Genomic DNA, 26,611 nt, shown 5'->3' on the forward strand with positions numbered 1-26,611 from the left:
GGCAGCTTTTTCATGATCTGAAGAGGCTTCTCGGTAGTTTCTGGTTGATGTTTGTGCAATCGAATTCTGTTTTGTTGACATTTTGTCTTGTTGGTGCGCTTTTGTGGTGCCAAGCCACAAATGGATGCAAATGATGCCAAACAAGCGAGAGTACAGGGAAGAGTGCAGGGAGTTGGAGTACAGAGAGCGCGAAAGCGTGCTGCAACAAGGGGTTGCCCGGGGTGTACTGGTGGCGCTCTGGTTAGGGATTGCCGCGAGTCCGCTGTTGTTGCTGGTGGCCGCCACCATGCTGCTGGGCTGGCTCTCGCTCGGTGATCATGGGTTGCTGCACTACTGGCAGCCGCTGTTGCTGGTTGGTGGGGTAACGGGGGCGCTCGTTGGCGGCTGGCTGGCGGAGCGGGTTCGCCTGCGCCACGGTTTGCTGGCCTTCTATGGCCGGTTGATGAACAACCCTGAGCTCAATCGTTAGTGAACGCTGGCTGTTTGCCGAGCGCAGCAGAACGGAATCGAATAGCGGCTAACTGGCAGCAGGTGACAAGGGCACAACGCCAAGGTCGACAAGAAGAGGGATAAGCATTTGTGGTGCTTATCCCTTTTTTATCCACGCTTTTCACTGTCATCTATGTGAATTGCAGTTCGCCACAGCTGACTTTCGCCGCGACACTGTAATTTTTATCTTTTGTTGATGCCGATAGCTGTAAAGCTGGCTTAACAGAGCTGGCGGCGCAGACCGGTTGCCTCGAGGACCTTGGCGCTGATCTCCTCCACCGAGTGGGAGCTGGTATCGAGGAAGCGGATCGCCTCCTGGCGAAACAGCCTCTCCACGCAGGCCAGCTCCTGCTCGCATTGTTCGATGGAGGAGTAGCGGCTGTTGGCACGGCGCTGGTTACGGATCTCGTGCAGCCGCTGCGGCGCTATGGTGAGGCCAAACAGCTTGTGACGGTTGGCCTTGAGGGGGGCGGGCAGCTCCAGCATCCCCATGTCCTGCTCGATAAAGGGGTAGTTGGCGGCGCGAATGCCAAACTGCAGCGCCAGATAGAGGCTGGTGGGGGTCTTGCCGCAGCGGGAGACCCCGATCAGGATGATGTCCGCCTCATCGTACTCCTTGGTGGTGATACCATCGTCGTTGGCAAGTGCGAAGTTGACCGCCTCGATGCGATCGTCATAGAGCTTGCGGTTCTCCATGCCGTGGGTGCGGTGGAGGCGGGGCTCGGCTTTTACCCCCAGCTCCTGCTCCAGCGGGCTGACGAAGGTATTGAGAAAGTCGTGGCCGCACGCCTCCGATTTCAGTACCTCTTCCCGTACCAGCGGGTCGACGATGGTGTGAAACAGGATGGGGCGTACCCCGGTCTGGCGAAACTGCTCGTCGATCCGCATCCGTACCTGACGGGCTTTCTCCAGTGTCTCCACAAAGGGGATAGTGATCTGCTCGAAGGCCAGCGGAAACTGGCTCAGTACCGCGTGGCCGAACACTTCGGCGGTGATGGCGGTGCCGTCTGAAACATAAAATACGGTGTGCACGTAGGGCTCCTGTGATACCGCGGGTGGTGTCGCATGGGGTAAGGGGTGAGAAGTATCTCCCGAAACCATACCAGTTTTGTCAACCGGTCTGCTGTGCCCAAGTTGTGAAGTGGCTTGCAAACCTGAATCGTTATCTTTTTGTGTCGCCATTGTAGAATGTTCCGGTCATTCGACCATCCCCAACTCTTGCTCGGGGATTTTTTTGAAAATAAGTAGAAAACGTTTTCATGGTCGTTGGCAACAAAAGAAACAGACAATAACGCACCTGACTTACCCATAACCTCATCGATTAAATCGGGCGCTCGAGGTGCTATGGCATCGGTGCCCACCAACCTGGAGACATCCAAGTGCAACAGTACGTGCTCTGGTACGAACAACTCGGAATGCAGGACGTAGAACGAGTTGGCGGCAAGAACGCATCCCTTGGCGAGATGATCAGCAACCTCTCTGGCGCCGGCGTATCCGTGCCGGGGGGCTTTGCCACCACCGCCTTTGCGTTTAACGAGTTTCTGGAGTCAAGCGGCCTCAACGGCAAGATCCACCATCTGCTCGACAATCTCGACGTGGACGATATCGCCGCCCTCAACCGGGCCGGTCAGCAGATCCGCGACTGGGTGATCGAAGCTCCGTTCCAGCCCGAGCTGGAGCAGGCTATCCGGGTTGCCTATGAAAAGTTGAGTGCCGGTGTCGAGGCCTCGTTTGCGGTGCGCTCCTCCGCCACTGCCGAGGATATGCCGGACGCCTCCTTTGCCGGTCAGCAGGAGACCTTCCTCAACGTACGTGGCATCGATGCCGTCATGACGGCGGTCAAGCATGTGTTTGCTTCCCTGTTCAACGATCGCGCCATCTCCTATCGGGTGCATCAGGGCTACGACCACAAGGGTGTTGCCCTCTCGGCCGGGGTGCAGCGGATGGTGCGTTCCGATCTCGCCGCCTCCGGCGTCATGTTTACTCTGGATACCGAGTCCGGCTTCAACGACGTGGTCTTTATCACCGGCGCCCATGGTCTGGGCGAGATGGTAGTGCAGGGAGCGGTCAACCCGGACGAGTTCTATGTGCACAAGCCGACTCTCAAGGGGGGCCGCCCGGCGGTGGTGCGCAAGACCCTCGGCTCCAAGCTTATCAAGATGACCTATTCGGACGATGCCGGTCACGGCCGTCAGGTGAAGATTGTCGACACCAATGAGGCCGAGCGCCGCCGCTTCTGCATCACAGATGAGGAGGTGATGGCGCTGGCGAAACAGGCCCTCATCATCGAGCAGCACTATGGCCGCCCGATGGATATCGAGTGGGCCAAGGATGGTCAGGATGGCCAGCTCTATATCGTGCAGGCCCGCCCGGAAACCGTGCGCAGCCGCCAGGAGGCTAACACCCTCGAGCGTTTTGCCCTCAAGCAAGCGGGCAAGGTGTTGATCGAGGGGCGTGCTATCGGTCACAAGATTGGTGCGGGCCCGGCGCGGGTCATCTCCTCCATCAGCCAGATGGACGAAGTGCAACCCGGCGATGTGCTGGTCACCGACATGACCGACCCGGACTGGGAGCCCATCATGAAGCGGGCCTCCGCCATCGTCACCAACCGGGGGGGGCGCACCTGTCACGCCGCCATTATCGCCCGTGAGCTGGGCATTCCGGCAGTGGTGGGCTGTGGCAACGCTACGGATCATATTCAGCCGGGCCAGCGGATCACCGTGTCCTGCGCGGAAGGGGATACCGGTTTTATCTATGACGGCGAGCTGGACTTCGACGTGGCGGTGACCGAGGTGGGCAATATGCCGCGCCTGCCCATCAAGATCATGATGAACGTCGGCAACCCGGACCGCGCTTTCGACTTTGCCCAGTTGCCTAATGCAGGCGTAGGGCTGGCACGCCTTGAATTTATCATCAACCGGATGATCGGGGTGCACCCCAAGGCCTTGCTGGAGTTTGACCAGCAAACCCCAGAGCTGCAGGCCACCATCGCCAAGATGATCGCCGGCTACGACAGCCCGCGGGAGTTCTATGTGGCCAAGCTGACCGAGGGGATCGCGACTCTGGGGGCCGCCTTCTGGCCGGAGCGGGTGATCGTGCGGATGTCGGACTTCAAGTCCAACGAGTACGCCAATCTGGTGGGCGGTCGTGGCTACGAGCCCCACGAGGAGAACCCGATGATCGGTTTTCGTGGCGCATCCCGCTACATCGCCGATAGCTTCCGCCCCTGCTTTGCCCTCGAGTGCGAGGCGATCAAGCGGGTGCGCGATGTGATGGGGTTGACCAACGTCGAGGTGATGATCCCCTTCGTGCGTACCGTGGGCGAGGCGGAGCAGGTGATCGACATCCTGGCCGAGAACGGTCTGCGCCGCGGCGAGCGGGGGCTCAAGGTGATCATGATGTGCGAGATCCCGAGCAATGCCCTGTTGGCAGACAAGTTCCTCGAGCACGTGGATGGCTTCTCCATCGGTTCCAACGACATGACCCAGCTCACCCTTGGGCTGGATCGGGATTCCGGGCTGATTGCCCACCTGTTCGACGAGCGCAACGAGGCGGTCAAGGCACTGCTGTCGATGGCGATCCAGGCAGCGCGCAAGGCGGGCAAGTACGTGGGGATCTGCGGTCAGGGCCCATCTGATCATCCGGACTTCGCCGCCTGGCTGGTGGAGCAGGGGATCGACTCGGTGTCGCTCAACCCCGATACCGTGGTCGATACCTGGCTCTATCTGGCGGAGCAGCATGGCGCCAAGTAAGTCACTGTCAAAATGAGCAGCAGAAAGGGGGCCATAATGGCCCCCTTTGTTATCTGCGTGTCGCGACCTATTTCGGCTGCTGTTCTGCCCCCGACAGCTCGATCTGCACATTCACCCCTTCGCTCTTGAGCTTGGTGGCGATGGCGTTGAGATCGGTGCCCGGTTTGGCCTCAAGCAGGGCGATGCCGCCGCTGCTCTGCTTGAAGTTCAGGCCGTGGCGGCTTGCCAGCGCCTTGGCGGTGGCATCGTCAGCTTCCACCAGCAGGGTGCCGCTTACAGTCAGCTCGGGGCTGGCGGCCCCTTGCATCAACACGTCACCGCGGCGCAGGGTCTGTTGCGGGACCTTGCTGTCAAGGCTGCGGGCGACCCGCTTCTTGCTGCCGTTGTCAGGAATGAGGTAGGTCTGGCCGTTCACCTCTATGGTGCTGTACTGCTTGCCATCCATGGTGATGGACTCCTGGGCGCAGAGCTGTCCCGAGAGGGGGGCCAGCAGGGTTGCCAGAAGCAAGGTAACAGGTTTGTTCATGGTAATACTCCTAGCGTGTTAGCTGCGGTTGGCATCGTGACCCAGGACCCGCAGGGACCATGAGATCAGCTTGCCCGGTTGGCGATTGTTGCGCTCGGTCAGGGTGGTGCGCTCACGGGTCTCGCGATTGAGCAGAGAGACCTGACGGGTACCGTTGGCAACATCGGTCACTTCCAGTCGCCATGTGCCTTGCGCCGATTCGCCGTAGAACTTGTTGGATAGCATCCGCATGTCGCGCAATCCCTTGGTTCGTACAAAGCCCAGCTGCTGCTGGTCGAGAGATTGGCCTACCAGGCTGTTGAAGGGGCTCAGCAGGATGCTACGGGTGCCGGCGGGGGAGACCAGTTCGATCAGCAGATCGGGCAGACGCTGGTGATCCAGGCTCACCATCACCTGAACCGCTTCTACCGTCAATGGTGTCGCGATGCGGGTTGTCGAGCTGGTCGGGCTGTTGCCCACATCCGCAATGGCGGCGGCACTGCCGGTGACATTGATCTTCTGCCACGGCAGTTGCACCAGCGGGGGGAGGGGTTGGTGATTGGCTGCCAGCTCAAGGGCCTTGTTGACGTCGATCAGACCAAAACCGTAAGTCGGGTTGAACCACATGCCGGCGGCATTGCGCTCCCACCCTTCCAGCCCTTTCACATCACGCACCTTGCCGGTGCTGCTGGTGTAGCTGACCATCACAGGTTTCTGTGTGGCATCGACCCGGGTTGCGCTGCGCGCCAGCAGATCCCGCAGGTCACGTACCGACAGATCCGGGTAGGCGGACATCAGCAGCGCCATGGCGCCGGAGGTGCTGGGGGTGGCGGAGGAGGTGCCGTTCATTACGCCGTTGTAGTCGCAGCTGGCATCCAGTTGCGGGTTGCCGTGCAGCCGGTTGGTGCTGGGATCGTCGGTGCGGTTGTAACCCATGTCGCAGCCGGGCAGATCCGTGGTCACCATCGCCGGAGAGTCGGTACCGTACTCGCCGCCGGTCGCGCTCAGGAAGATGTTGCTGCCGACGCTGGAGTAGGAGGATCTGACGCCATCGGCGTTGAGAGCGCTTACCACCAGGTTCCAGAAGTTGCTGTTGGAGGGATCGAGGTTGCTGTTTTCAAACGGCAATTTGGGGCCATTGCCGATGCGGTTAAGCACATAGCCGCCCGCCGCTATCTTGTTGAAGCCGTTGCCGGCGGCCTTGATATAGGCCGCGCTCTGCGCCTTGAGGGTCTGTTGTTCAAACAGACGATCAAGCTGGGATTGACCCAGAGAGTTGGCCGAGCGGGGATCCACCACACTCATGCCGTAGCTCTGGTTGAACACCCGGTTGTCGCGACTGGCATCGCTGTCGCCAAGGGCGTAGAGCCAATCCTTCTGCAACTGCTGGCTGTTGTCATCCAGCAGGTTGAATCCCTGCAGCTGGGCTCGCGGGGCAATTCCCTTGGTACCGATGGCGTTGTCTACCGCCGCAATAATGCCGGAGACCGAGGTGCCGTGGGCCGTATCCGGATCGGTCGGTGTCGGGTCATCGCTGCCGGTTACCACGTTTTTCGAACCCGGACGCACATTCTCCGCCAGATCCGGGTGGGCGATGGCCAGACCATCATCCACCACGGCCACATTGACTCCCTGGCCCAGCACGCCGGTGCGATGAGCCCACCAGAGGTTGAGATCATTGCCCGCTATACCGCCACGGGCGCTGAATCCATCCTGGCCGCTGTTGAGCAGATACCACTGCTGATCCTGCAGGGGATTGGCACCTGGCAGGCAGCGCTCGGTGCTGCTGCGTCCGATATCCATGCCGCTCTCCTTGCCGGTGAGCGGCGCACAACCTTCATTTGCCTGAACGAGCGCACTGGGCAGGGTCGACAGCAGTGCTGTGATCGCCAGTGCTAACGATGTTTGCTTCATTATTTTTTTAACTCCATCTTGGATCGCACCATCCTGAGTGCGACGGAAATCTATACACGGGTGGTAGGGGTTCAAAAAGAGCCATTTTCAAAAAACGCAATGAGGTTCAAAGAAATCCGATCTGGTTTATGGTAGGTATTCCAATGACGCTGGTTATGTGTTTTATTGAGAATGGTTCTCACCGTTCGCTACTGATCTTTTTATCTGTAATTCACTCCTCTCGCGACTCTCCTTCGCCGCAGCCATCTCGATTCGGGGCAATCCCGAGGGGAGCTCGTGCGCTCTTGAACGTGAGTTGCATGGTTGTGTGTGCCAACGTGAGTGCAGCTATGCATTCGGGGGTGACAGCAAGGGTGATGATGTGGAACCAGCGGTTTATTGCTTGGCGGCGGTGGATGGCTCTGTTATGGTAATTGAAATAGCCGTTTGGATGGCTAGAATGCTGTGGTTTGAGGGGCCTAATCTCTGAGAGCCACCCCGCCGCAGTCCCATAGCTTGATGCGTACCTGACAGGGAGTCCCTATGCCGTTTCGTTCCTTCTTATCTTCTCCTTTGACTGCTTCCTTGCGCGCCACTGCTGGCGCCAGCACTTTTATTGCCGCGATGGCGGTCGGGAGCCTCTCTTTTTCCGCGGTTGCCGCCGATGCGCCCTTGCCGACCAAGCAGGAGATTGTGATTGGTACCACGGTGGGGGATTTTGCCGACATGGTGACCGATTCCATCAAGCCGCAGCTGGAGGCCAAGGGGTACAAGGTCAAGCTGGTGGAGTTCACCGACTATGTGACCCCCAATATTGCTCTGGCTGACGGATCACTGGATGTGAACTGCTTCCAGCACAAACCCTATCTGGAGAGTTTTGCCAAAGATCGCGGCTTGTCGCTGGCGCCCATTACCCAGGTGCCAACCGGTCCGATGGGACTCTATTCCGGCAAGCTGGCAGCACTCGACAAGGTGAAAGAGGGGAGCACGGTGGCCATCCCCAACGATCCCACCAATCAGGCGCGGGCGCTGTTGATGCTGCAGGATCTTGGTTGGCTCACTCTCAAGGAGGGAATAAACCCGCTAAAAGCGAGCGAGTTTGATGTGGTGAACAATCCGCACAATCTCAAGCTGGTGTTGCTGGAGGCGGCGCAACTGCCACGCTCGCGCGAGGATGTGGACTTCTCGGTGATCAACGGTAATTTTGCCGCCTCCAGCGGAATCCCGTTCAGTGAAGGACTGTTTCTGGAGCGCAGCTACGATTTTATCAACTGGGTGGTGGTGAAAAGCGCAGATGCGGATCAGCCGTTTGCCAAAGATGTGGCGGCAGCCTACAACTCGGCGGCTTTCAAAGCCTATGCAACCAAGCGTTTCGTCGGCTACAAGTACCCGCAAGGGTGGGGTGGCTAACAGTCGTGAACGTGGCCCGGCTATACAACGAAAAACGCCCCGAATTCGGGGCGTTTTTTATGGTAGCAAGCCATCAACGGGCGCTTCACTGGTTGCGATAGAAGCGGTTCAGCTCGTTCATCACCTGGATCATGGCGCCCATATCCGGGGTGCCGTGCTTGATCGGGCGATAGCTGTTGCGCTCCAGCAGTTCGAAGTCGCCCTGCTTGTTGAAGTGGGTGATGGTCTCCCCTTCATAGATGGCGAAGTCGTTCTGATCCCCGGCCAGCAGCCAGTTGCGCGGGCTGGTATCAAACAGCGAGCGGCCAATGCTGTAATCGCGCGCCGGATTGCGCACGCCCAGCATCCCCTGCATCAGGGTCGGCGCCAGATCGAAATGGCTGCTCGGTTGTTCCCGAACCTCACTGCCGCGCCCCGGCCAGGCCAGTACCAGCGGTACCTGCACCTGATAGGGTGAGTAGTTGCTGCCTGCGCCCCAGCTGTTGCTGCGGGTGTCGTTGAACTCCTGGCCGTGGTTGGAGGTGATGACGACGATGGTGTTGCTGTCCATCCCCTGCGACTGCAGTTTGGTCAGCATCTGCTCAAGCAACTGGTCGGTATAGAAGACCGAGTTCTTGTAGCGGTTCTCCAGTTTTTGCAGGTTCTCCGCCCGATAGGCGGTCGCCGGATTGAAGTTGGCAAGCTCCGGCTGGAACGGCCCCTTCATGGTGGCGGGTAACTGGTAGTCGCCGGGGCTCGAGAGATAGACCAGCGAGAACCAGGGGCGCTCGGGAGAGCGCTTCTCCAGCCACTGTTGCCAGTCGGTCAGCAGCTTGCCATCGTCACTCTGCTCGGAGACAAACACCTGTTTGCGCAGACCGGCGAGGATGCTCTTGCGATACTTCTGGGCATCTTCCATCGCGCCGAACAGCCCGAACTGGTAATCCTGGCGCAGCATCTCGTCGAACAGCACCGGCGGACGCTTGTCGCTGCTGATGTCCTTGTAGTAGTGACCGGGCAACCCGTAGAAGAGGCTGAACATGCCCATCAGGTCGTCGTTGCCGCCACTCAGGTGATTGCGGAACGTCAGATGCTGATCCGCATAGCGCTGCAGATTGGGCATGTTGATGTTGTTGAGCATGTCAAAACGCAATGAGTCGACCACCACAATCAGCAGATTGTTGTGAGTCAGGGGGGCGTTGACGTTGAGCGGGCGCAGTGGGTAATGCATCCGGCTGTCGCTGTTATCCCCCTGGGAAGCAGCCTGCTTCTCGTACTGATCCAGATCCAGCCAGCCATGTTTGGCCAGGAAGGAGCGGGCCGTCATGGGGTAGGAGAGGGGGAAGTTGGCTCTCTGCATGGTGATCGGCTGATAGAGGGTCGCATCGGCCCAGCTGTTGACCACGTGGGTCAGAATAAAGCAGATCAGCAGGGCCAGCCCCACCTGATTGCCGTACTGGCGGCGCTTGCGCTTGTTGATCTTGCGCCAGACATAGGCCGACAGCAGCAGTTGCAGCAGGAAGATGGTGGGCACGGCAACGAAGATGATGCTCCAGATTGAGCCCTCTTCGGTCTGCGCCTGATCCAGCAGCAACTGCCATACCTGACTGTTGAGGTGGAACTTGAACAGCCGGAATACCTGGGTGTCGATCAGCAGCAGCACCAGCGCCAGGGTAGCGATGATGGCCGAGATGAACCGCAACGACTTCTCCTTGGGCAGCACGAAGCTGAGCGGGAAGATCGTCAACAGGTAGGTGACAAAACTCAGAAACGAGAAGTGGCCAATCCAGCTTACAACGAGATAGATCACGCCAAGCGTGGTCGATGGCCAGCTGATGGCACCCAGATAACGGGTGGCGATGAGCATGGCCAGAATAATGTTGAAGAAGGAGAACCAATGCCCCCAGGTGATCAGGCGAGAGACATTATCACGATAGGGGTTACCGGTTTCGACCATAGTGATCCATCTGCGTTGAGAAACGTCAAATCAACAGAGTCGGGGACTCAGTGTGCGTCGTGGCGATTATCGACCGATGCGGTCAGGGCCTGGACAAACTTTTCAGTGATGGCCTGGCGCTGGGCCGGTGCCATACCGTTGATGATATTGGTGGTCAGATTGCCAAGCACCATAAGGCTGAGATCCACCGGCGCTTTATGCTTTTCCAGCGCGGTGATCAGGTCGTTCATCAGGGCGTCAAATTGCTCGTTATTGTACTTTGATACGATAGGCATAATCTTCAGTTCATCTCGGTTCAAAGCGCCTTATAATACTTCACCCTTTCGGCTAACACTATGGCTTTGTGACATGAGTCTCGATATCGACAAGATCATTCTTCACTCCTTGCGCCAGGGCGGCGATGGTCAACCCCACGCCGATACCCGCAGCCAGACCCTGCCCCCTGATGAGGCGGTACAGGGACTGATGGCGGAACTGCATCGGATCTACAACGGCAAGGGCGGCAAGGGCTTTGGCTTCTTTGCCGACCCCGAGGCCGCCGTCGCCGAGCTGGCCGACGGCATCGATGCTCCCAAGCAGCCTTCACCCGCGTTTCGTATCGCCCTCGAACAGCTGCTCGCCGAGCAGACCGAATTCGTTCCCTTTTCGGTCACTGTGACCCAGATGCTGGTCAAGCAGCTGGTGGAGCACGCCCTCGATGAGCAGGGGGTGCTGCTGTTTGCCAAATATAACTACGTCGGGGTCGATTATCTGCTGATTGCCCTGCTGGAGGGCAAGGAGAGCGTCACCGTCAGCGAAGCGCTGGAATTGCGCCATATCCAGTATCTGGATATCGGCAAACTCAATCTGGTGGCCCGCATTGATTTGACCGAATGGAAAACCCAACCGGATTCGCGCCGCTATATCACCTTCAGCAAGGGGCGCATTGGTCGCAAACTGGGCGACTTCTTTATGGATCTGCTGGGTGCCCGCGAGGGTATGGATGCCAAGGTACAAAATAAAGGCTTGCTGCAGGCGGTCGAAGATTATTGCGACAGTCGTCAGCTTGAACCGACCGAGCGCAATGACTATAAAAAGCAGGTCTTCAAATATTGCACCGAACAGGCGAGCGCCGGTGAAGAGATCGAAATCAAGGAGCTGTCTGCAGAATTACCTAGTGACGGTGACCTCGATTTTTACAGCTTTATCGGTCAGGAGTATGAGCTGGAAGAGCGTTTCCCGGCGGATCGCTCTACCTTGCGTGGTTTGACCAAGTTTGTCGGCTCCGGCGGCGGTCTGACTCTGAGCTTTGAGCAGAAGCTGTTGAACAGCCGGATCTTTTACGACCCTCAGACCGACACCCTGACTATCAAGGGTGTGCCGCCCAATCTCAAGGATCAGCTGCTGCGCCAGTCGTAGTCATGCTCCCGAGTGTGATCAACTCGTCATTTCTCGCAAAAAGAGACTCCGCCCCGGCGGGGTCTCTTTTTTTATCGCGCCCGGGCAGACCTCGAAACTGGCGCGGTACTTTGTTAACAAATCAAACAAAATAAACCATCTGAAAGGGTTTTCATTGAGGTGAAAACCCTTTCATTCATGAAATTTTATTTCATTTTGGTAATTATTATTCTGTGTTTGTCTGGAATTAAGCCGATAAATGGCCGTAATTCCCTGAAATAAGAAAATGTTTTCAAAACTTTATGGAAGGAAATACGTAATTGCATTTCAAAAATGCGAGTTGCGTCATGTGAGCCGTTTGCCGCTTGGGATAATATTCATCTCGCACACAATGCTCTTACAGCGCGGAACTAAAACAAGGAAAGGCTCATGAAAAAGAAATTGCTGTCATCCCTGATCGGTCTGGCCACTCTTGGCGTCGCTTGCTCTGCTACTGCTGCCATCGATGAAGGCCAGCTGACCATCTGGATCAACGGTGACAAGGGATACAACGGTCTGGCTGAAGTGGGTAAGAAATTTGAAGCAGAAACCGGCATCAAGGTTACTGTGGCTCACCCGGATCAGGTTGAAGTGAAATTCCAGCAAGCCGCCGCCACTGGCAACGGCCCGGACATCTTCTTCTGGGCTCACGACCGTTACGGTGAGTGGGTCAAAGCCGGTTTGCTGGTTCCGGTAACGCCGAACGCTGCCACCAAAGGCAAATTTGAACCGCTGGCATGGGATGCCATGACTGTTGATGGCAAAACCTATGGCTACCCGGTTGCCATGGAAGCGGTCAGCCTGATTTATAACAAGGACCTGCTGCCCGAGCCGCCGAAAACCTTCGAAGAGATCGCCAAGATTGACGAGACTCTGAAGAAAAACGGCAAGCGCGCCATCATGTGGGCTTATGACACCCCGTACTTCAGCTATCCGCTGGTGGCTGCCAACGGTGGTTACGCCTTCAAGAAAACCGCTACCGGTTATGACGTGAAAGATACCGGCGTGAACAACGCAGGTGCCAAGATGGGCGTGGGCTACATCTCCGAGATGATCAAGTCCGGTCACCTGGAAAAAGGCATCGACTACGGTGTGATGGACGCCAAGTTCAACAAGGGCGAAGTGGCCATGATGATCAACGGTCCCTGGGCCTGGAGCAACCTGGACAAGAGCGGCATCAAGTACGGCGTAGCGCCGCTGCCGACCCTGAACGGCAAGCCGGCCAAAGCCTTCGTTGGCGTACTGGGTGCCACCATCAACGCCGCCAGCCCGAACAAGGATCTGGCCATCGAGTTCCTGGAAAACTACCTGCTGACCGATGCCGGTCTGGCGCCGGTTAACGCCGACAAGCCGCTGGGTGCCGTTGCGCTGAAATCCTTCCAGAAGACCCTGGAATCCGATCCGCACATCAAGGCCACCATGCTGAACGCCCAGGCTGGCGAGCCGATGCCATCCGTTCCCGAGATGAGCCGTTTCTGGTCTTCCTTCGAAACTGCCCTCAAGAACGTGACCTCCGGTCGTCAGGGTGTTGACGAAGCTCTGGATACCGCTGCCAAGCGTATCGTTCAGTAAGCACGCACTACCCGGGAGGCCGTCATGGCCTCCCACTCTCTCAAATCTCTCTTGGCGTTATAAAGGTTAATTGGCATGGAAGTAGTACCTTCTGTTGAGTCCTATGCCGGTCCGAAGGATAAGCACACCTGGCTTAAGTGGACCATAGCGGCCCTGGTTGCCATCCTCAACGGCTACGCAGCCGTGATGATGTACGCCAGTGGCGAGTGGGTATTCGCGCTGCTGGATCTGGTGGTGGTTTCCGTCGGTCTGTATGTCTTCATGAACAAGAAGACCTATGCCCATCGCTACATCTTTCCGGGTGTTGCGGGCATGGTTGTGTTTATCATCTTCCCTCTTGCCTACACCATTGGCATTGCCTTCACCAACTATTCGGGGTCCAACTTGCTCTCCGTGGAGCAGGCGCGGGACTACCACCTGAAGAAAACCTACAAGGTGGCGGGCGGTGAATTCGATTTTACCCTGCTGGGTGGCGACAATGGCCAGTTCCAGCTGCTGCTGACACAGGATGATCAATCCTTTATCAGCCAACCTGTTTCCCTGATGACCAACAAGGCCCGTGAGCTGGCGTCCCGCGAGGGCCGTGTGCAGAACACCCAGCAAGTGGTCGAGCTGCAGCCCTTCACTGGCGAAGCGGCCAGCAAGGCCGCACCGATCCGCGCCATTGTTGAGCATCGCACTCATCTGAGTGACCTTGATCTGGTACTGCCGGATGGCGGTACCCATCTGACTCTGAGCAGTCTGCGCAAGTTTGCCGCCCAGAAGCAGCACTACACCCGTCTGATGGATGGTGCCGTGCTCAAGTCCGGCGTGGTGATCAAAGACAGCAACCTGCTGCGTGATACCCAGAATGGCGAGCTGATGCTGCCCAATGGTGAGACCGGCTTCTATCAGTACATCGACGAACAGGGTCAGTTTGTCGGCAAGGGGATTGCTCCGGGCTTTGTGGTGAGCGTGGGTTGGAAGAACTTCGCGCGCATCGTCACCGATCCGGGCATCCAGTCACCCTTCCTGCAGATCTTCATCTGGACCGTGATCTTCTCAACCTGCTCCGTCGCTTTCACCCTGGCTATCGGCATGGTGCTGGCCTGTCTGGTGCAGTGGGAAGAACTCAAGGGGCGCGGTTTCTATCGGGTCATGTTGATCCTGCCCTATGCGATCCCGGCGTTTATCTCCATCCTGGTGTTCAAGGGGTTGTTCAACCAGAACTTCGGTGAGATCAACATGTTCCTGGAAGCGGCGTTTGGCATCAAACCGGACTGGTATACCAACCCCTTCCTGGCCAAGGTGATGATCCTGATTGTCAACACCTGGCTCGGCTACCCCTACATGATGATCCTCTGCATGGGCCTGCTCAAAGCCATTCCGGAAGATCTCTATGAAGCGTCCGCCATGGATGGTGCCGGTCCGGTACAGAACTTCTTCAAGATCACCGTGCCGCTGCTGATGAAGCCGCTGACACCGCTGTTGATTGCCTCGTTCGCCTTCAACTTCAACAACTTCGTGCTTATCCAGTTGTTGACCAACGGTGCGCCCGACATCATCGGCGCCAGCACTCCGGCCGGTACCACCGACTTGCTGGTGAGTTATACCTACCGGATTGCGTTCCAGGGATCGGGTGGTCAGGACTACGGTCTGGCCAGTGCCATCGCCACAGCTATCTTCCTCATCGTAGGTGCGCTGGCGCTGCTCAACCTGAAATTGTCCAAAGCCGACAAGCAGCTGTAAGGAGGCTTCAACATGGCAATCGTACAACCCAAATCAGTCAAATACCGGGTGTGGGCAACCCACCTGGTCATGTGGGGCTTCCTGGCGCTGATCATCTTCCCGTTGATCATGGTTATCGCCATCTCGTTCCGTAACGGTAACTTCGCGGTAGGGGAGATCATCCCCTCCAATCCGACGCTGGATCACTGGAAGCTGGCGCTGGGCATCTCCATCACCAACGCCGATGGCAGCATCACGCCGCCGCCGTTCCCGGTGCTGACCTGGTTGTGGAACTCCATCAAGATCGCCGGCATCACTGCCCTGATGATCGTGACGCTCTCCACCACCTGTGCTTACGCCTTTGCCCGCCTGCGTTTTCGTGGCAAGTCCACCATCCTGCAGGGCATGCTGATTTTCCAGATGTTCCCGGCAGTGCTGGCACTGGTAGCCATCTACGCGCTCTTTAACAAGATTGGTGACTACATCCCCTGGCTGGGTCTCAACACCCACGGTGGCCTGATCCTGGCGTATATGGGGGGGATTGCCCTCCACGTCTGGACCATCAAGGGCTACTTCGAGACCATCGACTCCTCCCTGGAGGAGGCTGCGGCCATTGACGGGGCGACCCCGTGGCAGGCATTCCGTCTGATCCTGTTGCCCCTGTCGGTGCCCATTCTGGCGGTAGTGTTTATTCTGGCCTTTATCGGTTCCATTACCGAGGTGCCCATGGCCTCCATCCTGCTGCAGGATGTGAACAATCTGACCCTGGCGGTCGGGGCCCAGCAGTACCTCTATCCGCAGAACTATCTGTGGGGTGATTTCGCGGCGGCCGCAGTGCTTTCCGGTTTCCCCATCACAGTGGTGTTCCTGCTGGCACAGCGCTGGTTGGTTGGCGGTCTGACTGCTGGTGGTGTGAAAGGTTAAGTTTATGGCCGGGGGAGCTGAATCCCCCCGCTATCACGATTTGCAAAGATTCAAGAGCGGAGCTCGTCATGGCTGAAGTAGTACTCAACAACGTTCGCAAAAATTACGATCCGGCTGTTCACAAGGACACCCTGCGCAACATCAACCTCTCCATCAAGGAAGGCGAATTCATCGTCTTCGTCGGCCCGTCCGGCTGTGGCAAATCCACCCTGCTGCGGATGATCGCGGGTCTGGAAGATATCACCAGCGGTGAGCTGACCATCGGCGGTCGCTACATGAACGACGTGCCGCCGGTAGAGCGCAACGTCGGCATGGTGTTCCAGTCCTACGCCCTTTATCCGCACATGAACATCTACGAGAACATGGCCTTTGGTCTGAAGCTCAAGAAGATGGACAAAGAGAACATCCACAAGCGGGTGATGCGCGCCGCCGAGATCCTGGGTCTCGAGCCGCTGCTGGACAGAAAGCCCAAGGCGCTCTCCGGTGGTCAGCGTCAGCGTGTCGCCATCGGTCGCTCCATCGTGCAGCAGCCACAGGTGTTCCTGTTTGACGAGCCGCTCTCCAACCTGGATGCCGCCCTGCGGGTCAAGATGCGGATCGAGATCGCCAAGCTGCACAAGGAGCTTAACTCCACCATCATCTACGTGACCCACGATCAGGTGGAAGCGATGACCCTGGCCGACAAGATTGTGGTGCTGAGCCCGCTCAAGGCCGAAGCTGCCACCAACCTGGAACAGTTCGGTTCACCGCTGGATCTCTACCACAACCCGGACAACAAGTTCGTGGCGGGCTTTATCGGCTCTCCCAAGATGAACTTCCTGGCGGGCGAGTTGCTGGAGATTGGCGAGCAGGAGTGTCTGGTCAAGCTGACCTCTGGCGATACCGTGCGTGCCCGGGTCGATGCCCGTAGTGGCGCTGTGGGAGACAAGGTGGAGCTGGGTATTCGCCCCGAGCATCTGATGCCGCTGGATCACCCCCATGCACACAGCAAGGTGAGCGGGATCGTGCAGGTGGCCGAGCACCTGGGGGCCGAGTCCTTCGTTTATATGGATGTGGATGGTCACGACTTTACCGTCAAGGCCACCTCGGATGTGGATGTAGCTACCGGTCAGACCTACAGCGTGGGTATCCCGGCCGAAGCCTGCTACCTGTTCGATGCCAAGGAGCAGGCGTTCCCCCGTACCGCCAAATATATCCGTACCTGATTTTTTGTTGTGCTGGTTTTCCTTTCTTAATAATCAATGCCTTTTTGCCGGTCGTCAGACCGGCTTTTTATTGCCTGCGATTTGAACATGCAGATAGGCAAGGTAACCGGGTTCAAGCCTCGAGTTCGGCGGTAATATCGGGCACAAAGGTCTGGCTGGCCAGCGGCGGGCGCTCATACCCTTCGGTCTTGATGGGGGGGAGCTTGATAGGCTCGTAGTGGATCGCCTCGTAGGGCACCTTGCTCAGCAGATGGGCGATACAGTTGAGGCGAGCACGGCGCTTGTCGTCCGCCTCCACCACGAACCAGGGGCAATCCTCGGTGTCGGTGTAGGTGAACATGTCATCCTTGGCGCGGGAGTACTCCACCCAGCGCGAGCGGGATTGCAAATCCATCGGGCTGAACTTCCAGCGCTTGATGGGGGTGTTGATCCGCTCCTTGAAGCGCTTCTCCTGCTCCTCATCGCTGACCGAGAACCAGTATTTGATCAAGGTGATGCCGGAGCGGATCAGCATCCGCTCAAACTCGGGGCAGGCGCGCAGAAACTCGCGATACTCGGCATCGCTGCAAAATCCCATCACCCGCTCGACTCCGGCCCGGTTGTACCAGGAGCGGTCAAACAGCACCATCTCGCCAGCGGCGGGCAGGTGGGCCACATAACGCTGAAAGTACCACTGGGAGCGCTCCCGATCGGAGGGGGCGGGCAGCGCCGTGACCCGGCAGACCCGGGGGTTGAGCGGTTCGGTAATCGCCTTGATGACGCCCCCTTTACCGGCGGCGTCCCGTCCCTCGAACAGTACCACTACCTTTAACCCCTCCTGCTTGACCCACTCCTGCAGCTTGACCAGCTCCTCCTGCAGATGGGCAAGGTGGTGCTCGTAGCACTTCTTGTCCAGACGTGGCCGCTTCTTGCTCTTCTCCTTCGCCATGGGCTTCTCCTTTTGGCATCCTTTCATAGGTGACTTCTTTGAGTCACTGTCAGCTTGCACCAGGGAGGCGTCACCTGCCAAGGGGGACGTGATACACTGCCCGCCCATCGCTGGCAACAGGAGATAACATGAAGCATTTTATGGAGATAGCGGGCCGCCGGATGGCCTATCTGGATGAAGGACAAGGGCCGGTACTGCTGTTTGGTCACAGCTATCTGTGGGACAGCGCCATGTGGGCGCCGCAAATTGAGGCGCTCAAGGGCAGCTATCGCTGCATCGTTCCCGAGCTGTGGGGCCACGGCGATTCCGACCTGCTCCCCGAAGGTGGCTGCACCCTGGCGACGCTGGCGCGGGATCACCTGGCGCTGCTCGATGCCCTCGGGGTTGACGAGTTCGTGTTGGTGGGCCTCTCCATCGGCGGCATGTGGGGTGTTGAGCTGGCGCGCATGGTGCCAAACCGCCTTAAGGGTCTGGTGCTGATGGACAGTTTTGTCGGCCTGGAACCGCAGATCACCTGCGAGCGCTACCTCGGCATGCTGGCGATGATCGAGCAGCTCGGCACTGTGCCGGCGCCCATCATCGAACAGGTGGCGCCGATCTTCTTTGCCAGCCAGCCTGATGAGGCGCTGATGAGTGGTTTCAAGGCGCGTCTGGCCGCCTGGCCAAACGAGAAGATTGCCGCCATGGTGGCGGTGGGCCGCAGCTTTGTGACCCGCGAAGATCGTATCGAGTGGCTGGAGGAGATCACCACTCCCGCGCTGGTGATGACCGGCTGCGAGGACAAGGCCCGTCCGGTGCTGGAGGGCTATCTGATGGCCGAGGTGCTGGGTTGCCCGTTCAAGGAGATCCCGGCCGCTGGCCACATCTCATCGTTGGAAAATCCGGCTTTCGTCAATCAGCAGCTGGCCGGGTTTCTGGCGGCGCTGTAAGCCTGAATTGGTGGCCTGAGTAGGCTGTACTACCAGCCTGATGGTCGTGAAAAAGGGAGCCGAGGGCTCCCTTTTGTTTGGTCGTGTCTCACGGTTCAAGACTCATAACCGTTACCAGATATAGCCCAGCGCAAAACCCGCATAGAGCTCGCCATCGTGCTGGACGATGGGGCTGTTTTTGATGTCCCGATCATACCATTCGTAGTTCATGGCAAACATGCCAATCCAGTTGGGGCTGAAGCGGTAACTGGTGATGAGGGCCGTCATCGGGGAGAGGGTGGTACCGGTATCCCAAGCAGGCCGCTGGGCGGTTGCCTCGCTCTCGGAGATGCCGCCGAAGTAGTAGTTGGCCATCTTGTCGCTGCGCAGCATCAGCCCCATCCCCGGCATGATCAGCAGGTTGTCACGCAGGATGGGGAAGTCGGCCCACAGCAGCAGCTCCTGCCCCTTGCTGCGGCCGGTGACATCGCTGTTGGCACGCACGGTCAGCAGGGCGTAGGGGGTGATGATGTTGCCACCGATCCCGCCTTCCAGCTGCCATTTTCGCTGCTCCATGCCAGTAAAGGCCGGAGAGTCCTCGGGATCCAGATTGCCAAAACGGACCCGGCCATAGCCGTAGAGGGCCACGTTCTCATCCTTGTGGAAGTAGTAGCGGGCTCGATCCCCCAGAAACATGAACTGGTCGCCAAAATAGATAAAGCCGGGGATGGCGTAGAGGCTGTTATCTTGTGCTTCATAACGGGCCTGCCCCCCGATGAGCGCCGCTCCGGCGACAAAGCCCTGTGGCACCGGGCTGGTAGGGCTGTCGCTGGTGAGCAGGTCCATGGCGCCAAGATCGATATCGGCACGCGCTGGCATGGCGGCAGCGAGGAGCAGGGCCGTCAGCCCTGCCGCTCTGATTTGACGAAAAAAGGTCATGGACACTCCGTTGTCACGATTGCAGGGGAAGCAGGTTATTTTGCGGCACTGGGCATCTCTTCACGTTTTGGCCAGGCATTGATCACCGCCTTGACCAGGGTGGCGAGGGGAATGGCGAAGAAGACTCCCCAGAATCCCCACAAGCCGCCGAAGACCAGCACGGCGATGATGATGGCCACCGGGTGGAGGTTGACTGCCTCCGAGAAAAGCACAGGTACCAGCAGGTTGCCATCGAGAGCCTGAATGACCAGATAGGCCACCATCAGCCAGGCGAACTCGGGGGTGAGCCCCCACTGGAACAGGGCGACCATGGCTACCGGTACGGTCACCACGGCAGCGCCGATATAAGGGATCAGCACCGAGAAGCCGACCGCGACCGCCAGCAGCACCGAATAGCGCAGCCCCATCAGGGCGAAGGGAACATAGGTGGCGATACCGACGATAAGGATCTCGATCACCTTGCCGCGGATGTAGTTGATGATCTGGTTGTTCATCTCGACCCACACCCGGTTGACCAGGGTGCGGTTGCGCGGCAGAAAGCGGCGCAGGCTGCCCATCAGTACCCGCTTGTCTTTGAGCATAAAGAAGACCATCAGTGGCACCAGAATGAGGTAGATCATGATGGCGACCACGTTGACCAGCGAACTGAGGGAGGCGCTTACCAGATGCTCGCCGCCACTGAGGATGCGCTGGCGAATATTGTCGATGACGGTCTCCACCAGACTGACGTCGATGAGCTCGGGGTATTTGTCAGGCAGGGTGCGGACATAATCCTGAGCGTGGGTCAGCATGGCCGGCGCCTCTTTGGCCAGATTGATCCCCTGACTGACCAGCGTCGGGATAAGACCCAGCAAGGAGGCGACTGCTACCGCAATAAAGAGGATCAGAATGACGCTGGTGGCCAGGGTGCGCGACAGCCCTGCTTTTTGCAGCCGGGCGACCGGCCACTCCAGCAGATAGGCCATTACCAGCGCCACCAGCAGGGGGGCCAGCAGATCGCCAAACAGCCAGATGATGGTGAAGCAGAACACCAGCAACAGGAAAAGGGTAACGGCATCGGGATCGGAAAAACGGGTCTGATACCAGCGCTTCAATACTTCTAACATGACGGCATCCTTACATCACTGGGGCTCAAGATGGCTGTTTCGCCCCGACAACCAACTGCAAAGAGAGGGTATTGTCCGGTTGTTGCTGCATCTCGACATGGTGGCCCTGACGGTGCAGATAGGCCGGAATATCCTGCCGGGAGCCCGCATCGGCCAGCCGGATGGTGACGGTTTGACCGCTTTTGGCCCCCCTTAACCAGAGCTTGAGCCGGATCAGCGGCTCGAGGCAGCGCCAGGGGGTCAGGTCGAGAATTTCCATGGGGGCTCCATCAGGCAGGTGGCCGCTATTATGGCCGTGATAAGAGCATGAAACAACGCTTGTAGCCCTTGATGGGCAAGGGTATTCTGCCGAGGCCCTTTCTGATGGAGATAGAGATAACGTGGCACGTTTTTCCCCCCTGATGGCATCGCTTCCCCTGCTGGCTTCCCTGATGGGCGCCACGTTTCATGCCGAGGCCAACAATCAGCTTCCCGACATCGGCACGGCCGGGGTTGCTGCCCTGCCCATCGAGCAGGAAGTGCGTTACGGCAACGCCTTTATGCGCTTTGCCCGTGCGGGTCTGCCGATCATCGATGATCCGGTGCTGAGCCAGTACATTGACGATCTGGGTCAGCGATTGCTGACCAACGCCGATGGGGTGCGTTTCCCGTTTACCTTCTTCCTCATCAATGATCCCAGCATCAACGCGGCCGCTTTCCTCGGCGGGCGGGTCAAGGTGCACACCGGCCTCTTCCTCTACGCCGACAGCGAGAGCGAGCTGGCCTCGGTACTGGCCCACGAAATCACCCACGTGACCCAGCGCCATATCGCCCGTTATATGGAAGCGCAGGCGAGCAGCTCGGCGGTGACCCTGGCCGGTCTGGTGGGCTCCATCGCGCTGGCGGTGATCAACCCGACTGCCGGTATCGCTGCGTTGCAGACTACGCTGGGCCTCTCCATGCAGTCGGCCATCAACTACACCCGCGACAACGAATATGAAGCGGATCGCATCGGCATGAAGACCCTCTATGATGCCGGTTTCGATCCCATGGGGATGGCCAACTTCTTCCAGAAACTGGCTGCCGAATACCGTTACGCCAGCAAGCCGCCGGAGATGCTGCTCACTCACCCGCTGCCGGAGACCCGGATCAGCGAGGCCCGCGCTCGGGCGGGTAGCTATGGTCGCCGCGACTTGCCGCCCAGTCTCGACTTCTGGCTGGCCAAGGTGCGGATTCAGGTGCGTTTTGGTACCGATACCCCGCAGGGGCTGCTGAGCTACTTCGATAGCCGGATCCAGAAGGGGGATTATCCGCTCAAGGATGCCGCCATCTATGGCAAGGCGCTGGCGCTGATCCAGCTCAAGCGCACCGACGAGGCTGATACCCTGATGCAGGAGCTGGCGGCCCGTCATCCGGAAGATCTCTTTATCGTCGATGCCCAGACCGACATCGATCTGGCCAAGGGGCGCAGTGCCCAGGCCATCGCGCGCCTCGAGAAGTTCCGCAGCCGGATGCCGGACAACGAAGTGGTGGTGGTCAACCTCGGCAACGCCTATCTCGAGAGCGGCAACTACAAGAAGTCGATCGCCATCCTTGACCCCTATGCCCGTGCCCATGAGGAGAACAATCTGGCCTGGAACCTGCTGGCCGATGCCTATCGCAAGGCGGGTAGAATGACCGAGCTGCATATGGCGCGGGCCGAAATGCTCGCGCTGCGCGGGGATTATCAGGCGGCCATCGACGAGCTGATCGTGGCGCGCGGTACCACCAGCGACCGGATGACCCTGGCTCGTCTGGAGGCGCGCATCACCGAGCTGGAGCGGGCGAAGAAGGATCTCGACAGCCTCAAGGGCTAACGAAACCTATCAAACAAGGGCGCACTATGGTGCGCCCTTGTTGTTTATGGCGGTGGCGTTGATGTGGGGGACGGTGATAGCAGCGATGGGCTAGTGACTCATGCCGCTGGCGGTCGCCTTGAGCATCTCGATCTGCTGCTGGTCGAGCTCGCCGACCAGCGTCTGCTTGAGTTTGCCCTCACTATCGAGCAGGTAGCTGGTAGGCAGCCCGCTTGGGCGAGGGAAGGGGAGCCTGGCATCCTCATTGGCAATGAGGAGCGGCACCTTTATGTGGTACTGGGCGGCCAGCTTGTCCAGTTCTGCCGGGGTGATCGGGTCGTAGTTGATTGCCACCACGGCGATCTTTCCTTCGGTAGCCAGCGCGTTGAGGTGCGGCATCTCCCGCAGGCAGGGGGCGCACCAGGGGGCGAAGTAGTTGACCAAGAGCGGCTTGCCGGCAAAGTGGCGCAGGCTGACCGACTGCCCTGTGGCATCGGTAAATTCGGGGGCGGGTGTGCAGGCGCCCAGCAGGCCAGCCACAATCAGCCAACAAATTCGTTTCAATTCCTTTCCATTGCTGCTTACCCTGACCATCACTTTCCCCTACAATAGCGCCGTTTCTAATCCCATCTTGCGATTAATCAGGGAGTTACCATGAGCGAGACCCAAATCTACCACAATCCGCGCTGCTCCAAGAGTCGCGAAACCCTGGCCCTGCTGGAACAGCACGGGATCGCCCCTGATGTGGTGCTCTATCTGGAGCAGGCCCCGAGCGAAGATGAGATCCGCAACCTGCTCTCTCTGCTCGGTTTTAGCGATCCCCGCCAGCTGATGCGCACCAAGGAGGATCTCTACAAGGAGCTGGGATTGGCCGATGTCAGCGGTGATGCCCTTATTCGCGCCATGCACCAGCATCCCAAGCTGATCGAGCGCCCAATTGTCATCAAGAATGGTCAGGCCCGTATTGGTCGCCCGCCGGAGCAGGTGCTGGAGATCCTCAAGTGAGCACCCGCTTCGCACGTTGGCTGACTCTGGTCGGCTTTTTTGGTCTGCTGGGCTGGGTCATCCTCTGGCATCTGTGGCTGTCGCCTCATCCGGACCTCACCCCCTGGCTGCTGCCGATGATCTGGACGGTGCCGCTGCTCTTCCCTCTCAAGGGGATAGTGCAGGGCAACCCCTACACCCACGCCTGGGGCAACTTCGTGTTGATGCCCTATTTCCTCCACGCCCTAACCCTGATCACCACGGATGAGGGGGAGCGGTGGCTGGCTGTGGTGGAGCTGCTGTTCACCACTATCGCCTTTGTCGGCACCATCTATTACGCCCGACTGCGTGGTCGCGAACTTGGCTTAAGCATTCGCAAAAAGAAAGACGAAGCCAACTGATGACAAACGCCCCGCAAGGGGCGTTTTTTATGGGGACGCAGGCCTATCCAGAGGGATCACTGTGCCCCGTGGGCTGCCCGATATTGGGCCAGCTGCTGCTGGCTAAAGTCCATCAGCTGGGGATAGAAGCGCAGAAATCCCGCCTCGCATGTTTGCCACTGCGACTCATCGAGGGTCAGCAGCGCCTCTCCCAGTTGTACCGGGCGGCGCAGTCGGCGACCTATGCCATTTAGCGCTTGCCCCAGCCCCTCCCTGTGGCGGTAGGAGGCGATCCAGTTCTGCTCGGCCATCCGTTTGAGGGGGAGTGGCAGTCCGTCCGGCAGGCGTGGGTGATCCGCCAATAGCTGCTCATAACCGCGTTGCAGGAAGCGGGGCAGGGGCTCGGTGCTGAACAGTCCCCAGTGCAGGCTCAGGCAGTGGTCGTAGATCATATCCACCACTATGCCGCCAAAGCGGCGCCAGGGGGCCTCGAAACAGGCGACGGCCGCCTTGTGCTCGGGGTGGCTGTCGGTGAAAGCGTCAATTTTGCGGTGTAGCCAGATCCCCTCATCGAAGTGGGCGGCAAGCCCCGTGGGCAGCGTGCCTTTGACGAAATCGCCGAGCAGGTTGCCGGTGAGGGAGCTTCGGGTGTGGGCAGCCAGATGGAGATGGGCCAGAAAATTCATCGGTCGCTGTGGGTCTGTTATGGGATGGCAAGGTGCTTCGAGCCTAACGGATCCCGCCCGCCTTGACCATTATCGGGATTTTGCTACTGCCCTGCGGCTGCCTCTTGCCGGGCAAAATTCGGGCGTGCTAAGGTGATGCCATCTTTGTCACAGGACGCGACAAACCACCATGATGCGCAAAGCCAGAGGCTTTTTTCTGGCCTTCTACTTCAAGCCTTTCTATCTCTCCGAGTGGTTCGACGAATAGATCGAACCCCTGGAGCAGTTCACTGACGCCCGCTCGGGCGTGATCTCGCTCATCCAGATTTTGCCGCTTTTGGTCATCGCATGTATTCGCCTGCGGTGCCTTGTCCGCGCCTGTGCGCTTTTTATGTAATGGAGTACTCATGATGAAGATCAGACTGACCCTCTCAGCCCTGTTTGTTGCCAGCCTGCTGGCCACCCCCGCCATGGCCAAGGAGTGGAAAACCGTGCGTTTCGGGGTGGAGGGGGCCTACCCGCCCTTCTCCTGGACCGATGCATCGGGCGAGATCAAGGGGTTTGATATCGATCTCGCCAATGCCCTGTGTCAGCAGATGGCGGTCAAGTGCGAGCTGGTGGCGCAGGATTGGGACGGCATGATCCCGGCCCTGCTGTCGCGCAAATACGATGCCATCATCGCCGCCATGTCGATCACCGACGAGCGGCGCCAGAAGGTCGATTTCACCGAAAAATATGCCCATATTCCCAATCGCTTTGTGGCGGCCAAGGGGACCGAGCTGACGCTGACCCCGGAAGGCATGGCGGGCAAGCGCATCGGGGTGCAGCGGGCCACCACCCACGACAAGTACCTGACCGACAATTTTGGCTCGAATGTCACCATAGTCCGCTACGGCAATGCCGATGAGGCCTATCTCGATCTGAAGGCGGGTCGGGTGCTGGCCCTGCTGGCCGATGCCTCTGCCATTGAGCAGGGGCTCCTTGGCAAAGAGGGGGGCGACAAGTTCGACTATGTGGGGCCCGCCCTGACCGATCGCCAGTGGTTTGGTGATGGGATGGGGATCGCCGTGCGCAAGAGCGATAAGGAGCTCAAGGGCAAGCTGGACGAGGCGATCAAGGCCTTGCGTGCCAACGGCACCTATCAGCAGATCAACCAGAAGTACTTCAAGTACGATATATATGGTGGTTGACGAGGGGAGGGAGCTTGCTCCCTCTCTTTTCATTGGGCAAGCGACAATCGTGCAAGGAGGATCGCCATGTTGACCCTGATCGAGGGGGCCGAGATCTTCAGCCCTACCCACCTTGGCCAGCAGGATCTGCTGGTGGCCGATGGCCGTATCGCCTGGATGGGCAAGGGGTTGACGGTGCCCGCAAACTGGCCGCTGCACAGGGTCGATGGTCGTGGCCGCTATCTGGTACCCGGGCTGGTGGATCCGCTGGCCCATATCACCGGCGGCGGCGGGGAGGGGGGCTTTGCCTTTCGCACCCCTGAGCTGGCGGCGAGCGAGGCGCTCAAGGCCGGCGTCACTACCCTGGTGGCGGCGCTTGGCACCGACAGCCTGACCCGCACTCCCGCGCAGGTGCTCGGCAAGGTGCGCGAGTTTCGCGCCGCCGGGGTGAGCGCCTTTATGTATACCGGCTCTTACCATCTGCCGGTCAAGACCCTGACCGGCACGGTGGAGTCGGACATCATCCTGATCCCCGAGGTATTGGGGGTGGGGGAGGTGGCCATCAGCGACCACAGATCCAGTGCGCCGACCCACGACGAGCTGGCCAGGCTTGCCAGCGAGGCGCGAGTGGCCGGGCTGCTTGCGGGCAAGAGCGGGGTCAGCTTCTTCCATGTCGGGGATGGCAAGGGGGCATTGGCGCCCCTGCGGGCCCTGCGCGATGAGACCGACATTCCGCTGCGCCAGCTCTATCCCACTCACTGCAACCGCAACCCCTGGCTCTTTGCCGAGGCCATCGAGTGGGGCAAGGCGGGAGGTTGGGTCGACCTCACCACCTCGAGCTTTCCCGATCTGCTGGAGGATGGCGAGCGGCTTGCCGCCGATGCGTTTCTCGAGCTGCTGGCTGCCAAC

Annotated in this window: 26 protein-coding genes; 14 read left to right on the forward strand and 12 right to left on the reverse strand. The window is 59.0% G+C overall.

What is annotated here, in order from left to right; genetic code table 11:
* Window positions 1-172: 172 nt before the first annotated feature.
* Window positions 173-469 carry a hypothetical protein gene (locus L972_RS19525; RefSeq protein WP_231560961.1) on the forward strand — a complete coding sequence of 99 codons (297 nt, stop codon included), beginning with the start codon at window positions 173-175 and terminating at the stop codon, window positions 467-469.
* Between the two features lie 239 nt (window positions 470-708).
* Here the strand turns inward: L972_RS19525 and ppsR are convergent, their stop codons facing one another.
* Window positions 709-1,521 (reverse strand): posphoenolpyruvate synthetase regulatory kinase/phosphorylase PpsR, encoded by an 813-nt coding sequence (gene ppsR / locus L972_RS19530; protein WP_005344832.1) that lies wholly within the window; start codon window positions 1,519-1,521, stop codon window positions 709-711.
* Between the two features lie 347 nt (window positions 1,522-1,868).
* On the opposite strand from ppsR, the gene ppsA reads away from it, so the two are divergent.
* Window positions 1,869-4,241, forward strand: a complete 2,373-nt coding sequence (gene ppsA, locus L972_RS19535; RefSeq protein ID WP_047440462.1) for a phosphoenolpyruvate synthase — start codon at window positions 1,869-1,871, stop codon at window positions 4,239-4,241.
* Between the two features lie 67 nt (window positions 4,242-4,308).
* On the opposite strand, the gene L972_RS19540 is transcribed toward ppsA, so the two are convergent.
* Window positions 4,309-4,767: a serine protease chaperone gene (locus L972_RS19540; RefSeq protein ID WP_047440464.1), complete on the reverse strand. Its 459-nt coding sequence runs from the start codon at window positions 4,765-4,767 to the stop codon at window positions 4,309-4,311.
* Between the two features lie 18 nt (window positions 4,768-4,785).
* Window positions 4,786-6,660: a serine protease Asp gene (gene asp, locus L972_RS19545; protein WP_047440466.1), complete on the reverse strand. Its 1,875-nt coding sequence runs from the start codon at window positions 6,658-6,660 to the stop codon at window positions 4,786-4,788.
* Window positions 6,661-7,263: 603 nt separating this feature from the next.
* On the opposite strand from asp, the gene L972_RS19550 reads away from it, so the two are divergent.
* Window positions 7,264-8,049, forward strand: coding sequence for a MetQ/NlpA family ABC transporter substrate-binding protein (locus L972_RS19550; RefSeq protein ID WP_052200106.1), 786 nt, complete (start codon window positions 7,264-7,266; stop codon window positions 8,047-8,049).
* A gap of 85 nt (window positions 8,050-8,134) precedes the next feature.
* On the opposite strand, the gene L972_RS19555 is transcribed toward L972_RS19550, so the two are convergent.
* Both L972_RS19555 and L972_RS19560 read right to left on the reverse strand, forming a co-directional pair.
* Window positions 8,135-9,985: a DUF3413 domain-containing protein gene (locus L972_RS19555; RefSeq protein ID WP_047440467.1), complete on the reverse strand. Its 1,851-nt coding sequence runs from the start codon at window positions 9,983-9,985 to the stop codon at window positions 8,135-8,137.
* 47 nt (window positions 9,986-10,032) lie between these two features.
* Window positions 10,033-10,260, reverse strand: coding sequence for a YejL family protein (locus L972_RS19560; RefSeq protein ID WP_005333874.1), 228 nt, complete (start codon window positions 10,258-10,260; stop codon window positions 10,033-10,035).
* 73 nt (window positions 10,261-10,333) lie between these two features.
* On the opposite strand from L972_RS19560, the gene yejK reads away from it, so the two are divergent.
* From yejK to L972_RS19585, 5 genes are all read left to right on the forward strand, one after another.
* On the forward strand, window positions 10,334-11,383 hold the full coding sequence (gene yejK / locus L972_RS19565) for a nucleoid-associated protein YejK (RefSeq protein WP_047440469.1): 1,050 nt from the start codon (window positions 10,334-10,336) through the stop codon (window positions 11,381-11,383).
* A 408-nt stretch (window positions 11,384-11,791) separates the two neighbouring features.
* Window positions 11,792-12,973, forward strand: coding sequence for a maltose/maltodextrin ABC transporter substrate-binding protein MalE (gene malE, locus L972_RS19570; RefSeq protein WP_047440472.1), 1,182 nt, complete (start codon window positions 11,792-11,794; stop codon window positions 12,971-12,973).
* Between the two features lie 75 nt (window positions 12,974-13,048).
* On the forward strand, window positions 13,049-14,701 hold the full coding sequence (gene malF, locus L972_RS19575) for a maltose ABC transporter permease MalF (RefSeq protein ID WP_005333870.1): 1,653 nt from the start codon (window positions 13,049-13,051) through the stop codon (window positions 14,699-14,701).
* 12 nt (window positions 14,702-14,713) lie between these two features.
* The gene (gene malG, locus L972_RS19580) at window positions 14,714-15,604 is read left to right on the forward strand and encodes a maltose ABC transporter permease MalG (RefSeq protein ID WP_041209357.1); all 891 of its coding nucleotides are present in this window, start codon (window positions 14,714-14,716) and stop codon (window positions 15,602-15,604) included.
* A gap of 68 nt (window positions 15,605-15,672) precedes the next feature.
* Complete coding sequence (locus tag L972_RS19585) at window positions 15,673-16,809, forward strand: ABC transporter ATP-binding protein (protein ID WP_005333867.1); 1,137 nt, start codon at window positions 15,673-15,675, stop codon at window positions 16,807-16,809.
* Between the two features lie 112 nt (window positions 16,810-16,921).
* Here L972_RS19585 and ppk2 read toward each other — a convergent pair whose 3' ends face one another.
* On the reverse strand, window positions 16,922-17,737 hold the full coding sequence (ppk2, locus tag L972_RS19590; RefSeq protein ID WP_005361444.1) for a polyphosphate kinase 2: 816 nt from the start codon (window positions 17,735-17,737) through the stop codon (window positions 16,922-16,924).
* A gap of 128 nt (window positions 17,738-17,865) precedes the next feature.
* Between ppk2 and L972_RS19595 the strand changes: the two genes are divergently transcribed.
* Complete coding sequence (locus L972_RS19595) at window positions 17,866-18,666, forward strand: alpha/beta fold hydrolase (RefSeq protein ID WP_042053123.1); 801 nt, start codon at window positions 17,866-17,868, stop codon at window positions 18,664-18,666.
* A gap of 111 nt (window positions 18,667-18,777) precedes the next feature.
* Here the strand turns inward: L972_RS19595 and L972_RS19600 are convergent, their stop codons facing one another.
* Genes L972_RS19600 through L972_RS19610 form a run of 3 tightly spaced genes read right to left on the reverse strand, consistent with a single transcriptional unit; the run spans window position 18,778 to window position 20,949 of the window.
* The gene (locus L972_RS19600) at window positions 18,778-19,584 is read right to left on the reverse strand and encodes a MipA/OmpV family protein (protein ID WP_047440476.1); all 807 of its coding nucleotides are present in this window, start codon (window positions 19,582-19,584) and stop codon (window positions 18,778-18,780) included.
* Between the two features lie 35 nt (window positions 19,585-19,619).
* Window positions 19,620-20,690, reverse strand: coding sequence for an AI-2E family transporter (locus L972_RS19605; RefSeq protein ID WP_005352935.1), 1,071 nt, complete (start codon window positions 20,688-20,690; stop codon window positions 19,620-19,622).
* Window positions 20,691-20,715: 25 nt separating this feature from the next.
* Window positions 20,716-20,949 carry a sulfurtransferase TusA family protein gene (locus L972_RS19610; protein WP_047440478.1) on the reverse strand — a complete coding sequence of 78 codons (234 nt, stop codon included), beginning with the start codon at window positions 20,947-20,949 and terminating at the stop codon, window positions 20,716-20,718.
* 121 nt (window positions 20,950-21,070) lie between these two features.
* On the opposite strand from L972_RS19610, the gene L972_RS19615 reads away from it, so the two are divergent.
* Entirely contained in the window at window positions 21,071-22,525 is a 1,455-nt protein-coding gene (locus tag L972_RS19615; protein ID WP_005333848.1) for a beta-barrel assembly-enhancing protease, read from the forward strand.
* A gap of 90 nt (window positions 22,526-22,615) precedes the next feature.
* On the opposite strand, the gene L972_RS19620 is transcribed toward L972_RS19615, so the two are convergent.
* Window positions 22,616-23,098 (reverse strand): TlpA family protein disulfide reductase, encoded by a 483-nt coding sequence (locus L972_RS19620; protein WP_047440480.1) that lies wholly within the window; start codon window positions 23,096-23,098, stop codon window positions 22,616-22,618.
* A gap of 60 nt (window positions 23,099-23,158) precedes the next feature.
* On the opposite strand from L972_RS19620, the gene arsC reads away from it, so the two are divergent.
* Both arsC and L972_RS19630 read left to right on the forward strand, forming a co-directional pair.
* The gene (gene arsC, locus L972_RS19625) at window positions 23,159-23,509 is read left to right on the forward strand and encodes an arsenate reductase (glutaredoxin) (protein ID WP_042657676.1); all 351 of its coding nucleotides are present in this window, start codon (window positions 23,159-23,161) and stop codon (window positions 23,507-23,509) included.
* Entirely contained in the window at window positions 23,506-23,889 is a 384-nt protein-coding gene (locus tag L972_RS19630) for a DUF2069 domain-containing protein (protein ID WP_047440482.1), read from the forward strand. The genes arsC and L972_RS19630 overlap by 4 nt, the downstream gene beginning before the upstream one ends.
* A 56-nt stretch (window positions 23,890-23,945) precedes the next feature.
* On the opposite strand, the gene L972_RS19635 is transcribed toward L972_RS19630, so the two are convergent.
* Together L972_RS19635 and L972_RS22065 are read right to left on the reverse strand one after the other, a co-directional pair.
* On the reverse strand, window positions 23,946-24,554 hold the full coding sequence (locus L972_RS19635; RefSeq protein WP_040066492.1) for an acyl carrier protein phosphodiesterase: 609 nt from the start codon (window positions 24,552-24,554) through the stop codon (window positions 23,946-23,948).
* Window positions 24,555-24,681: 127 nt separating this feature from the next.
* Complete coding sequence (locus L972_RS22065) at window positions 24,682-24,942, reverse strand: hypothetical protein (RefSeq protein WP_231560962.1); 261 nt, start codon at window positions 24,940-24,942, stop codon at window positions 24,682-24,684.
* Here L972_RS22065 and L972_RS19640 point away from each other — a divergent pair.
* Window positions 24,941-25,723 (forward strand): ABC transporter substrate-binding protein, encoded by a 783-nt coding sequence (locus L972_RS19640; protein ID WP_019445361.1) that lies wholly within the window; start codon window positions 24,941-24,943, stop codon window positions 25,721-25,723. The genes L972_RS22065 and L972_RS19640 overlap by 2 nt on opposite strands.
* A gap of 66 nt (window positions 25,724-25,789) precedes the next feature.
* Window positions 25,790-26,611, forward strand: an 822-nt coding sequence (locus L972_RS19645) for a beta-aspartyl-peptidase (RefSeq protein ID WP_047440494.1), incomplete at its 3' end; no start/stop codon positions are given.

Source organism: Aeromonas sp. ZOR0001, from assembly GCF_000801015.1.
GTDB lineage: Bacteria > Pseudomonadota > Gammaproteobacteria > Enterobacterales > Aeromonadaceae > Aeromonas > Aeromonas veronii.